The 11,895-nt window shown below is 36.8% G+C and carries 12 protein-coding genes; 8 read left to right on the plus strand and 4 right to left on the minus strand.

Annotated features, from left to right (window positions below):
- The first annotated feature begins 39 nt into the window (after positions 1-39).
- The 5 genes from AS161_RS08700 (at position 40) to AS161_RS08720 (ending at position 5,355) form a co-directional block, all read left to right on the plus strand.
- The gene (locus AS161_RS08700) at positions 40-1,200 is read left to right on the plus strand and encodes an ABC transporter substrate-binding protein (protein WP_164542516.1); all 1,161 of its coding nucleotides are present in this window, start codon (positions 40-42) and stop codon (positions 1,198-1,200) included.
- Positions 1,201-1,303: 103 nt separating this feature from the next.
- Positions 1,304-2,077, plus strand: coding sequence for an ABC transporter ATP-binding protein (locus tag AS161_RS08705; protein WP_011993712.1), 774 nt, complete (start codon positions 1,304-1,306; stop codon positions 2,075-2,077).
- The gene (locus AS161_RS08710) at positions 2,070-2,792 is read left to right on the plus strand and encodes an ABC transporter ATP-binding protein (RefSeq protein ID WP_164542517.1); all 723 of its coding nucleotides are present in this window, start codon (positions 2,070-2,072) and stop codon (positions 2,790-2,792) included. Before AS161_RS08705 ends, AS161_RS08710 begins: the two co-directional genes overlap by 8 nt.
- The gene (locus AS161_RS08715) at positions 2,789-3,667 is read left to right on the plus strand and encodes a branched-chain amino acid ABC transporter permease (protein WP_011993710.1); all 879 of its coding nucleotides are present in this window, start codon (positions 2,789-2,791) and stop codon (positions 3,665-3,667) included. The genes AS161_RS08710 and AS161_RS08715 overlap by 4 nt, the downstream gene beginning before the upstream one ends.
- Positions 3,667-5,355, plus strand: a complete 1,689-nt coding sequence (locus AS161_RS08720; protein WP_164542518.1) for an alpha/beta fold hydrolase — start codon at positions 3,667-3,669, stop codon at positions 5,353-5,355. Before AS161_RS08715 ends, AS161_RS08720 begins: the two co-directional genes overlap by 1 nt.
- Before the next feature lie 68 nt (positions 5,356-5,423).
- On the opposite strand, the gene AS161_RS08725 is transcribed toward AS161_RS08720, so the two are convergent.
- From AS161_RS08725 to AS161_RS08740, 4 genes are read right to left on the minus strand one after another with little or no spacing between them, the layout of a single operon-like run.
- A complete protein-coding gene (locus tag AS161_RS08725) occupies positions 5,424-6,170 on the minus strand; it encodes a BsaWI family type II restriction enzyme (protein WP_011993708.1) in 747 nt (248 codons plus the stop codon).
- Between the two features lies 1 nt (position 6,171).
- A complete protein-coding gene (locus tag AS161_RS08730) occupies positions 6,172-7,005 on the minus strand; it encodes a site-specific DNA-methyltransferase (RefSeq protein ID WP_238374607.1) in 834 nt (277 codons plus the stop codon).
- A gap of 1 nt (position 7,006) precedes the next feature.
- Positions 7,007-8,197, minus strand: coding sequence for a TM0106 family RecB-like putative nuclease (locus AS161_RS08735; protein ID WP_164542519.1), 1,191 nt, complete (start codon positions 8,195-8,197; stop codon positions 7,007-7,009).
- 42 nt (positions 8,198-8,239) lie between these two features.
- Positions 8,240-9,007 (minus strand): SDR family oxidoreductase, encoded by a 768-nt coding sequence (locus AS161_RS08740; RefSeq protein WP_164542520.1) that lies wholly within the window; start codon positions 9,005-9,007, stop codon positions 8,240-8,242.
- Positions 9,008-9,158: 151 nt separating this feature from the next.
- Between AS161_RS08740 and AS161_RS08745 the strand changes: the two genes are divergently transcribed.
- From AS161_RS08745 to AS161_RS08755, 3 genes are read left to right on the plus strand one after another with little or no spacing between them, the layout of a single operon-like run.
- Positions 9,159-10,535 carry an MATE family efflux transporter gene (locus tag AS161_RS08745; RefSeq protein ID WP_241241378.1) on the plus strand — a complete coding sequence of 459 codons (1,377 nt, stop codon included), beginning with the start codon at positions 9,159-9,161 and terminating at the stop codon, positions 10,533-10,535.
- A gap of 34 nt (positions 10,536-10,569) precedes the next feature.
- Complete coding sequence (locus AS161_RS08750; protein ID WP_164542522.1) at positions 10,570-11,403, plus strand: fumarate hydratase; 834 nt, start codon at positions 10,570-10,572, stop codon at positions 11,401-11,403.
- Complete coding sequence (locus AS161_RS08755) at positions 11,396-11,878, plus strand: FumA C-terminus/TtdB family hydratase beta subunit (RefSeq protein ID WP_164542534.1); 483 nt, start codon at positions 11,396-11,398, stop codon at positions 11,876-11,878. The genes AS161_RS08750 and AS161_RS08755 overlap by 8 nt, the downstream gene beginning before the upstream one ends.
- Positions 11,879-11,895 lie beyond the last annotated feature (17 nt).

The raw sequence follows: 11,895 nt of genomic DNA on the forward strand, positions 1-11,895 counted from the left end.
ATTGTTTGAATTTTTCACCATTTTAAAGGAGGTGTCGTTATGAGAAAGTTACTGAGTGTTTTGTTGTTCTTAGGTTTGTTTGTGAGTATATTTGCAGAGGTTGGAGTTTACAACGATAAGGTGGTTATTGGAACATTTCAAGCATTATCAGGTCCTTATGCAGTTATCGGTCAAGAAATGACAAAAGGTATGAAAGCTTACTTCAATTGGGTTAACAACCGTGGCGGAGTTTACGGAAGAAAGATTGAACTCATAGTCGCTGATGATCAGCTTAATCCCGCGAAGACAGTTGTTGAAGTAAAAAGACTTGTTGAGCAAGATAAGGTTTTTGCCATAGTTGGTGGGCTCGGTACCTATGGTTGTCTTGCCGTTATGGATTATCTTGAACAAAACAAAGTACCGTTCGTTTACCAAGGTGCGGGTACATCAAAGCTTGTTGTTCCTCCAAAAAGATATATATTCGGTGTGCAACCAGACTACACACTTGAAGGTACACTCATCGCAAAGTACGTCGGAGAAATTGCTAAGTTCAAATCACCAGCTATTGTTTATATGAACAATGATATTGGTTTGGAAGGATACGCAGCATTTAAAACTAAACTCGGTGATTACAAAATGTCGCCAGTTGCGGAAATTTCTTACAACCCAGCGGATACAGATTACAGTGGTTTGGTTGTAAAATTGGTTGAGAAGAATCCAGATGTTGTAGTTATCTACGGACTTATAACTGATACAATCAGATGGATTAAGACAATAAGAGATTACGGTCTTAACAGTAAGATTATAACGATTTATCCTAACGCTGATCCATCATTCATTAACCTTGCTGGAAATTACGCTGAAGGTGTTATCTTCACAGGATGGGTTCCACTCGCAACACCAGATAGACCTGATTTCGTTAGGGATTATCAGAGGGCTATTTCCATATTCCAAATTACTTATCCAAAGCAAATTCCATCTTCATACGCTGTTGCTGGTTTTATAGCAGCTGAGGTATTTACAGAAGGACTTGTCAGAGCTGGTAAGAATCTTACAAGAGAAGGACTTGTAAAAGCACTTGAGAGTTTCAAGAATTGGAATGGAATTCTTGCAAAGGATATAACATGGGGACCAAATCTAAGACGCGGTAAGTCATCGATGTACCTCATGGTTGTTAAAAACAAACAGTTTGTTCCACTAACAGATTTAATAAGGCCATAAAAGTTAAAGATGAATTGGCGGTTGGCGGTGTAAGTCGTCAACCGCTCTTTAATTTTTCTAACTCGTCAATGTGTCAATTTATTAATGTGAGGAGTGTGATGAGATGCTGAAACTTGAGAATATAACTGTTCGATTTTCGGGGCTAGTTGCCGTTGATAATCTTAATATGCATGTTCAAGAAAAAACTATACACTCACTTATAGGTCCCAACGGTGCTGGAAAGACGACCGTCTTTAATGTTATTTCCGGACTTGTTAAACATGAGGGAAGGGTTATCGTTGATGGGAAAGATATAACTAAGGTACCTGTTTACAAGAGGGTGAATTATGGACTTGGAAGGAGTTTCCAAAATGTTATCATCTTTAAATACTTAACTGTTTTGCAAAATTTGATTCTCGGTTATCATTCGCATGCACAATACAATCATTTTGATGAGATATTCTCAACGAATAATTATTTAAAAACTGAGAGAAAAGCCCTGCTTAAAGCGATTGAAGTTGCAGATATTTTAGGTATAAAAGGAATTCTTGGATTGTATGCGGGTACTCTTCCTTATGGTTATCAAAAGTTAATCGATGTGGGAAGAGCCCTTATGAGTGAGCCAAAAATACTCCTTCTCGATGAGCCAGCTGCTGGGCTCACGGAGAAGGAATCAGATATTTTTAAAGAAAAGATACTTCGAGTGAAGAGTGAAGATGTAACCGTTCTTTTGGTTGAACACGATATGCGGATGGTTATGGATATATCAGATAGGATTACCGTTTTAAATTTTGGAAAGAAGATAGCTGAAGGGACCCCAGCGGAGATTGTTAACAACGAGGAAGTTGTAAAGGCATACCTCGGTAGTAGTGCGAAAGAGGTGAAAGAAAATGAGTAAAACATTAGATAACGCATTGGATATAGAAATCAAGGGATTGAATGTTTTTTACGGCCCAGTCCATGCGGTAAAAGGCGTTAATTTGACAATTGAAGCTGGGAAGATAACGGCGATAGTAGGGGCAAACGGTGCTGGTAAGACTTCAACACTTAAGGCAATTGTTGGTGGTGTTAAGTCATCTGGTACGGTGCTGCTCGGAGATGAATCTATTAATCATTTGCCTGTCCATGAGAGAGTTAGGAAAGGTATCGTGTTATGCCCAGAAGGTAGGGGTATTTTTTATTCTTTAACTGTAAAGGAAAATCTCTTGGCAGGAGCTTATTTGAATAAGAAGCCGGATTTAGATTTTGTTTTCGATGTGTTTCCATTTTTGAAAGATAGATTAAACCAAATTGCTGGTACACTCTCCGGTGGTGAACAGCAGATGCTTGCAATCGCAAGAGCTTTGATGGCTAATCCTCGCTATCTTCTTTTAGATGAGCCTTCGCTTGGTCTTGCACCGATAATTATCGACAAGATAGTTGATGTTGTAAAATTAATTAACTCACGAGGTATAACGGTTGTTTTAGTTGAACAGAATACATCCGTCGCGCTTAGTATATCTCATTACGGTTACGTGCTTGAAAATGGAAGAGTGGCTCTTGAAGGCGATGCAAAACAATTACTTGGTAGTGACCTTGTAAGAGAAAAGTACCTCGGGGGTGTTAAAAAATGATAAATCAAATGATTTTAGGTCTTTCAACAGGTGCTATGTATTCACTTGTGGCTATTGGACTTGTTATGATGTACAAAGTCAGTGGAGTTATGAACTTTGCGTACGGCAATATGGGTATGTTCGCAACATATATCATCTGGTGGTTGACAAGTGCTTTGGGTTTGAATATGTACGTTTCAATCATTATGGGAATAATATTTGCGGCACTTATGGGTATTTTTGTCGAGCGATTTGGTTTGAGACCTATACGACATTTATCGCACGGTTCAATGCTTATCGTTACGTTTGGTCTTTTGATGATTTTGGAAGGTTTAGCGGTGCAGATTTGGGGAACTGAGTACAAATCTCTTCCCGAACTTGTCACTGGTACGCCGTATATCTTCAAAGGAGATTTCGGGATTATCGTACTTAGAAGACAGGATGTTTTAGTTTTTACCACACTTGTTGTTATCTCAGTATTAATCGCTCTGTTTATGAAATTCACAAAATTTGGCATTGCGGTAAGGGCTGTTTCCGAAAACGAGGAAATTGCTGGATATATGGGAATAAACGTTGGTAAGATTTTGGCTTTCTCTTGGGCATTCGGTGTTTCTATGGCAGCGCTAGTTGGGATTATAGCTGCTCCGAAGGTCTTTGTTTCACCTACGATGTTGACTTTCTACCAAATTCAAGGATTCACAGCTGCTGTGTTAGGAGGATTTGAGACGTTCACAGGAGCAGTATTTGGAGGGTTGATACTTGGTGTTATTGAAAAGCTTGTTGGAAACTATATCTCTGAAGGTTTCAAAGCAACGATATCACTTGCGATAATAATAATCGTTCTTGTGTTTTTCCCGAAGGGTTTGTTTGGTAAAAACATAAGGAGGCGAGCGTGATGATTTGGATAATACTAGCGTTCATACCATTCATACTTTTAAAGAGTTCGTTCATAATAACTATTTTAAGTCTCGTTGGGATTTTCTCAATTGCCTCCTTAGGGTTGAATATAATAATGGGATACTCAGGGCAGATATCGATAGGTCACGCGGCGTTTATGAGCATCGGCGCTTATACTTCTACACTTTTGGTTATGCATTACAATGTTCCAATTATATTTGGTGTTATCTTAGGTGGTTTAGTTGCGTTTTTCTTGGGACTTTTGATCGGATTTCCAGCACTTAGGCTTTCTGGTTTTTACCTTGCCATAGCTACTATGGGGTTTGTCGTTGCTGTTGAGCAACTTTTCAGCACACTTGAACATGTGACAGGTGGGCATGCAGGAATAAGGGGGATTCCGTTCCCACATATTTGGAATTCTGATGTCGAAAAATATCTAATCGTTCTTGCTTTTGTATTTATAACTTACGTAATTTCCGATAGGCTAATCAATTCCAAAACAGGTCGAGGCTGGATGGCTATAAGGGAGAATGAGATTGCGGCATCTGTTGTTGGTATAAATGTTGCAAGGTACAAGGTGTTGGCGTTTGCGATTGGTTCGATGTTCGCTGGTATAGCAGGTGCTCTTTATGCGCATGTTATCGGGTATATTGCACCAAGTGATTTTGGTATCGCCCGTTCTCTTGATTTACTTGCGATATCTGTTATCGGAGGTATGGCTTCTTTGGATGGACCATATTATGGTTCGATAATATACGTTGCGTTGCCGTTCCTATTCAGTCGTACGCATTTGTCTATGTCGATAATATTCGGTATAATTCTAATCTTTGTGGTTTTGTTTATGCCATTTGGCGTGAGTTATTATCTGAAAAGGTTCAGAACAGCTTATTTGAATAGAGTTTTACCGTTCTTCATGCGTTCTAAGAGACCGTATGGAAAATTTGTTGAAACATCGCAAGGAAAGATTCATTACGTAAAGAGAGGCAATGGTCAAATCCCAGTGGTGCTCGTACACGGTAATTTCGCTTCTGCAAGGTTTTTTGAGCCTTTTTTGAGTAAACTTCCAAAAGAATACACCGCCTATGCGCTTGATTTACCGAATTTTGGTTTTTCTGATAAACTTAAGGGTGATATAACTATAGAAAATTACGCAAAGGCGTTAGAGGCATTTGTCGATAAATTGGGTTTGAAAGATTTTATTTTACTTGGTCATTCGCTTGGTGGAGCTGTCGCGATGGCTTATTCCATAAAGAATTCGGATAAGATTAAAAAACTTATTCTTGTTGACCCAGCGCCAGTGAATGGTATGTACATGCCGGAAGAAGGGTACAAGGTAGTTAGATTGTACAGCTACAATCCTGGTATGATAAAGAAGGCTTTGATGTTCAATGCGCCAAATTACGATGATGAGAGATTCTTTGATAAAATAACAGCAGACGCGTTGAGAATGGCAAAGGAAGCTTTCGAAGGCAACGCAAGAGCCTTATCTTCCTATAACTTTACCGATGCAGTGAAAAATGTAAATATTCCAGTTGTAGTTATATACGGTGACAAAGACGTTTTACTAACACGCGAGCAGATGGAATTCACCGCCAAAGCTTTCCCGAAAGGAACACTTGTAGTCTTAAAAGATGTTGGACACAGCCCTGTTGTTGAGGCAATTGATGAAGTATTGAAGTATTTATGATATTATTTTTTAATTACATATTATAATAAACTTAGTGGGTATCAAGATTTGATACCCACTTTTAAATTTTAGGTTATTTGAAGCAAAAAAGATTGTAATAGTTTTTCCATTTCACCGATTGGTTTAATCTTTTGTATAAGCTGATCAAAATCTTCTCTCTTTCCATATTTTTCTTTGTAAAATTTTATTAATTGCTCAAATTTTTCAGTACTTGTTACAAAAGTATAATCGATAATGTGCAAAATTATATAGCGATTGGTTTCTATTTTTAGCTCTTCATCTTTATCTGTCGTTATAAAAAACAGTTTAATTTTTCCAACTTTACCTTTCGCTTCAAGTTCTCTTTTCCAAAATGCTGTTTCGGTTAGTCTTTCTCTCAGACTAGTTTTACAAGAGAGAATTGCTATTACCGAATTTTCCTTCTTATCAACTAACAAAATATCAACGTCTGGAATAATATCAGACCAATTTTCTATCGCTATTTGTTTTTTATAGTTTTCTATAACTTCGTCACCCATTTTAACTTCGATTTTACCCTTTAAATTTTCGTTCTTTTCAATTATATTTTCAATGTATTTAAATACAGCATATTCATATAGTGCTCCCTTGCAACTTCTCCAGGCTTGGTTTCTGCTTCTTTCATCTTCGTAAAACTTTTTAATACCATTTCTTATATGATTTTCTGATATTTCTTCAAAATTTTTGAGAGCATCCAAGAAACTTCCGCCATATCGACTTTCAACTATATCGTTGTATTTTTGTTTAATAAATTCCCAAATATTTTTTCTACATTTGAATCCTCGATTTTTAATCATACTAATCACCTTCAAATAATTTTCTTTGGTCTATATGCGCCTCTTTTTTTAATCTGTTAGTGGCAAGTTTACAGTAATTTTCATCAATTTCTACACCTATACCCTTTCTATTAAGTAATGCGCAAGCTATGAGAGTACTACCACTTCCCAAGAATGGATCCAAGATAGTGTCATTAGTGTAACTGAAAAGCTTTATACATCTTTTCGGAAGTTCAATAGGGAATGGTGCTGGATGCCCCACTTTTTTCTTGCTTTCACCTGAGAAAGTCCATAAACCGTTGGTCCATTCCATGAATTCTTCTCTGGTTATATCAGACTCTCCTTCTTTTATTTTTCGCCACTTTTCTTTGTACAAAATCACTATCGTTTCAACAGGAGCTATAACGTAAGGTGCTCTTGCGCTTAACCAGGAACCCCAAGCGGTTCTTCGTGATATGTTCCCCTCGTTCCATATTATCGTTGAAAAGTATTTCCAACCTACTTTTTTTGCGATATTTACAATGTCGGCGTAAACGCTTTGAAAACCGGCCTCTTCTCTTCCTTTACTTTTGTCTAATGGAATATTAAGGCACATTCTTCCGTCGGGTTTTACCAGTGAATACGCCTTTTTTAACCACTTTTCTGTAAATTCAGTGTACTTTTCGTAAGGTATATCGTCACTGAAGGAATTGTAATGTATATTAACATTGTAAGGTGGAGATGTGATTATTAAATCGATGGAGTTTTCTTCTATTAAATTCGTTGTTATAAAATCATCATGAATTATTTTTATCTTGCCATCTTCAGTTTCGAAAAAAATCTTTTTTTCGTTTTGTCTTAACAATAAATCGTTCACATTAATTACCCCCATTTTCATTTATTTCACTCAACTCGTTAAGTTTTTTCACAATGAATTCTGTAGCTCTTACATCGTCTTCGTTGTATTTTAAAATTTCTTTGAGAATACTTTTGTTATTTGTGGCAAGGTATTCTCTATAGTAATTAATCACAGATAAACCGTTTATATCTGTTCGCCAATTGAAACCGAAGAATTTGGCTATGCTTTTAAGTGAGTAAGATGGTATGGGAAGCGCTACGTGACCAGCGTATATTTTGTACACGTCAACGAATCTTGAGAGAAGTTCTTTAGATAAATTTACGCCGTATTTTTTCGAAAGTTTTTTAAATCGCATTATTTCATAGTTGTGGAAGTGATATATGGGTTGTTGTCTTTTTTCTAAATATTTTACAATATTTTCAAACGTATACCTTTCTTTGGATGGATCCGTTGCCAAAAATGGAATGTACCTACCATTTTCAAGAACACCAAATAGATAGTCGAAATCAAATGGAGTGTAACTTTCTATGTCTAAATATATACCATCAGACAATTTATCAACTTTTTTGAATAATACAGGTTTATTTTCGATGATGCTATTTGCGTGATAATAGAGTCTTTGTGCTTTTTCTTCTCCAAATTCTTTCTTTAGCTTTTCGTACATAGAAATTATGTCACGAAGTGATGTTATTCCCATGGAGTTGAGTTTTTCAAGAGTTTTACCTTTTATACCTTGGATAAAAGTAAGACTCTCAAGGTTCACTGTTTCATGGAAACACTGTCCTGAATATTTACAAAGCCTGCAAAGGTGTGTTTTTGAGATTTTGAATTCTGACTCTTCGCAAAAATACGAAAGTAAAGAAAGTAGTTTAGTTATGTAATGTCTCCAATTTGTTCGTGTAATTGATACGCTGTAATAGGTACTCTCAAATATAATCTCGCGCAAATCTATATCATTACTTTCAGCAACATACGCGATGAAAGCACCTTCAAGCATGTGGTATTCAGATATCTTCTTGCCCGATTTGAGTATCTTTACTATTAGTGGATTATCCGATAATACCTCGTCAACTTGTACTCCAAGGTAACAACCGAACACCTCCGTGGTGAAGAGAAAATCGGATAATTGCCTATTTTCATTTTGTATATCTAACTTCGCTTTTTTTGGGCAAAAATAAATTGTCTTTATGTCTTTGTTTGATATAACCATGGAAAATATAACCTACCTTGAAAGTTTATATTTTAGCTATAATTAAAAGTATTTAACAAGCATCTTTGCAACGAATTTATCACTAAAGAATCGTCTAACAAAGTGGTAAATTAGTTTATTTGATACACCGGGTATATACAATGGAGAACCTTTTTCGTAAGCATTTAGAGCTCCTCTAACAACTTCGCTCGGTTTCATTAATTGTTTACCGGGATCCATTTTTGCCCTTTCGAAAAATTTTGTTTCCGTCTTTCCAGGCGCGACGCAAAGTACGTGTATACCTTTATCTTTTAGTTCCGCCCAAAGGCTCATTGAGAAGCTGTAAACGTAAGCTTTCGTTGCACCGTAAACCGCAAAATGTGGAATAGGCATGAAACCAGCAACGGAAGCTACGTTAATTATTCCTCCAAAACCTTTTTTCACGAAGTTTTTGGCGTAATGATAAGAGAGTTTCGTTAATACTTCCATGTTCAATTTCATCATATTTTCGTATTCTTCCCAGCTATGTTGTATGAAATCACCGTACAGACCTATACCAGCGTTGTTCACAAGAAGGTCGACATCGAATCTTGAAAGGTTTTCAAGCACACTATCCAACTCTTTAACGAGGTCTGCTTGGATAATAACAACACTGGAATTTGTTGCGTTGTGAATTTCATCAGCTACTTTACTCAGTTGCTCAGCGTTCCTTCCTAAGATTATAACGTTTAAACCTTTCTCCGCGATTTGAAAAGCGAATTCCTTTCCAATACCAGAAGAAGCACCAGTTATAAGTGCCCAATGATGCCTTTTTAAATTATAATTTAACATGTTAGACCACCCTTTCACATTTTCGCGTCCTGAATTTTTTCTACTTTGTTTTCCACTTTTAATTATACACCTGTTATGATAGAATTTAAATGTAATATTTCGTTTTCCAAACTTTATTTTTTATATTTCAAAATATCGGAGGTTGATAAACTTGCTCAAAAATATATTGAAAATAGCAATTCCGGTGTCGTTGGAAAATATTATCGCTAATACGGGAACTTTTATTTTGACCATTTTGCTCTCTCAACTTGGTGAAGTTGAGGTTGCGATAAATGGCGTAGCTAACCAAGGCAGCTTCTTGGTTATATTGTTCTTATTTGGTCTAAATACCGGCGGAGCGATTTTTCTTGCGCAGTATTGGGGAAAGAAAGATACGGAAAACATCAAAAAGATAATGAGTTTGATGATATACTTTTCATTACTGATTTCACTCGCTTTTTTCGTATTGACTTTCTTCTTCCCAAAGGTGTTTATAAAAATGTTTTCCAATGATACGCGGGTGATTGATAGAGGAATACTTTATCTAAGATTAATTTCTATTTCTTATTTCGGTCTTGCTCTGGAGATATCTTTCAGGACACTCCTCAGGTCGATAGAAAGAGCTACAATCCCAATGATGTCGTATGTTTACGGTACCATTATTCAGATATTTTTAGCGTATGGTTTTGTTAAAGGACTTTTCGGTTTGCCAAAACTTGGACTTGTTGGTATCGCAATCTCTCTTATAGTCTCAAGATTTGTTATACCACTCTATCAAATTCTTAGGGCATCTACTTTGAAACTTCCGTACACGTTTTCTCTTAGTGGAATATCTCGGAATATGCTAAGTAAATTTTTAGAATTCGCAACGCCGACAACGTTGAACGAGATAGCGTGGTCTCTTGGGATGACCGTTTACGGTATAATATTCGGTAGGATGGGTACTCAAGCTTATGCGGCAAGAAATATACTTTCTTCATTTGAAAATTACGTTTGGACGTTCACATTCGGTATCGTTATAGCGGCTTCCGTAATTATTGGTAAGTACATAGGACAGATGGAATACGAAAAGGCGCAGCATTTTGCTAAAAAGATTTTAGTGTGGAATTTTGTAATTGGGTTACTCTCAGCGGTTATAGTAATAGTTGTTTACTATATTCTCTATCCAACTTTCAAAATAGAAGAAAATACTAAGAAGATATTGACTTACGCTATGTGGGTAATGCTTATCGGTGCGCCGGTGAAAGCATTCAATGGAGCAGCGATTGTTGGAGTGTTACGCGCTGGTGGTGACGCCAAATTTGCGTTCTTACTTGAAACGTTCACACTCTGGTGTTTGGGTGTGCCTCTTGCCTTTATCGGAGCGTTCATTTGGAAACAGCCACTTCCAGTTGTGTATGCGTTAACTCTAAGTGATGAAATTGTCAAATCGATAATTGCATACATTAGAATAAAGTCTAAAAAATGGATTAAGAATGTGACTATCTCACCTGAGATATCAAGTGCGCCTGCTGCTTCAGCTGTTCCAGGGATTGGCGAGGAGCATTGATAGGTATTTATGATAAGATAAGTGGGGGGATAAAATGGTAAAAATCAAGAGTGATACTGTTTTTGAAAAAATTTCAGAGCTTCTCGTTGAGATAAATACAAAAATCAAACCTGAGATAAAGGAGTTTTTCAAAGATTACGAAGGCCCATTTAAAAAGGAGATAATTGAGAATTTTGAGATAGCTTCGAAGGAATATCTTCCACTGTGTCAGGATACGGGCATGGTGGAGTTTTTTGTATTTAAAGGTTTCAATGTTTTATTAGATAAACCTATCGAATATATTCTCGATGAAGCGGTTAAAGATGTGTACGAAAGATTTGGTTTTCGAAAGAGTGTCGTCAGTGACCCACTTTTTTCCAGAGTCAATACTAGAACAAATACACCATGCGTTGTTCATTTATTTGAGATAGAAGAAAACAAACTTGAAATTTGGACGATTGCTAAGGGTGGAGGAAGTGAGAATTTATCCGCTCTTTATATGTTCAACCCTTCGGAGAGTTATGAAGCAATATCCCAGAAGATTTTTGAGCATATTAAGCAAAATGGTCCAAACGCATGTCCCCCGATAAAGGTAGGAGTAGGTGTTGGTGGGACTTCTGATAAGGCAGTTATGTTATCAAAGCTTGCTTTATTTGATTACGATGCGTCAGTGTATCTAAAAAATGTAATCAGGTATCAAGAAGCTGAAGAGAAGCTTATGGAAAGATTGAATGAGATCAAATTTGGCGTGCAGGGGCTTGGGTATGGTAAGGGTATATACAATGTTAAAATGTACGGCTTCCCAACACACATAGCAACATTACCCGTTGCGATTTCAGTTGATTGCTATTTACTTAGAAGTGGAAGAGTGGTGTTTGAAAATGAATGAGATTCTTACCGAGACTCTCAAAAAACTAAATGTTGGTGAAATGTTTGAATACACTGGTAAGTTAATAGTTATGCGCGATGCTGCGCAAAAAAGGTTAGTCGAAATGGAAGTCAAAGGTGAGACATTACCTATTGAGCTCAAAAACGCTCTCGTATTTTACGCTGGTCCTACATTTTCGAAGGGGAATATAATAATAGGTCCTACGACGTCTAAGAGGATGGATAGATTTTTGGAATTTTTAGGCAGACATGGTGTTATTGGGACGATAGGGAAAGGTGAGCGTACACCTGAAGGAGTTGAAACCATAAAGAAGTACAAGATGATTTACTTTGTCACCCCAAGTGGTTGCGCGGCGTATCTTGGTAAGAAGATAAAGAGTTGGAAGGTCGTCGCATTTGAAGATTTAGGACCAGAAGCCGTATATGAGATAGAAGTGGAGAATTTTCCATTATTAGTCGTTATATCCGCGCTATAAAGGTTATAAAAGTTATA

The organism is Fervidobacterium sp. 2310opik-2 (assembly GCF_011057735.1).
GTDB lineage: Bacteria > Thermotogota > Thermotogae > Thermotogales > Fervidobacteriaceae > Fervidobacterium > Fervidobacterium nodosum.

Bases quoted from the DNA above. Each gene is read 5' to 3' on its own strand.
- AS161_RS08700 (WP_164542516.1), top strand. From the start codon at position 40: ATGAGAAAGTTACTGAGTGTTTTGTTGTTCTTAGGTTTGTTTGTGAGT.
- AS161_RS08705 (WP_011993712.1), top strand. From the start codon at position 1,304: ATGCTGAAACTTGAGAATATAACTGTTCGATTTTCGGGGCTAGTTGCC.
- AS161_RS08710 (WP_164542517.1), top strand. From the start codon at position 2,070: ATGAGTAAAACATTAGATAACGCATTGGATATAGAAATCAAGGGATTG.
- AS161_RS08715 (WP_011993710.1), top strand. From the start codon at position 2,789: ATGATAAATCAAATGATTTTAGGTCTTTCAACAGGTGCTATGTATTCA.
- AS161_RS08720 (WP_164542518.1), top strand. From the start codon at position 3,667: ATGATTTGGATAATACTAGCGTTCATACCATTCATACTTTTAAAGAGT.
- AS161_RS08725 (WP_011993708.1), bottom strand. From the start codon at position 6,170: ATGATTAAAAATCGAGGATTCAAATGTAGAAAAAATATTTGGGAATTT.
- AS161_RS08735 (WP_164542519.1), bottom strand. From the start codon at position 8,197: ATGGTTATATCAAACAAAGACATAAAGACAATTTATTTTTGCCCAAAA.
- AS161_RS08740 (WP_164542520.1), bottom strand. From the start codon at position 9,007: ATGTTAAATTATAATTTAAAAAGGCATCATTGGGCACTTATAACTGGT.
- AS161_RS08750 (WP_164542522.1), top strand. From the start codon at position 10,570: ATGGTAAAAATCAAGAGTGATACTGTTTTTGAAAAAATTTCAGAGCTT.
- AS161_RS08755 (WP_164542534.1), top strand. From the start codon at position 11,396: ATGAATGAGATTCTTACCGAGACTCTCAAAAAACTAAATGTTGGTGAA.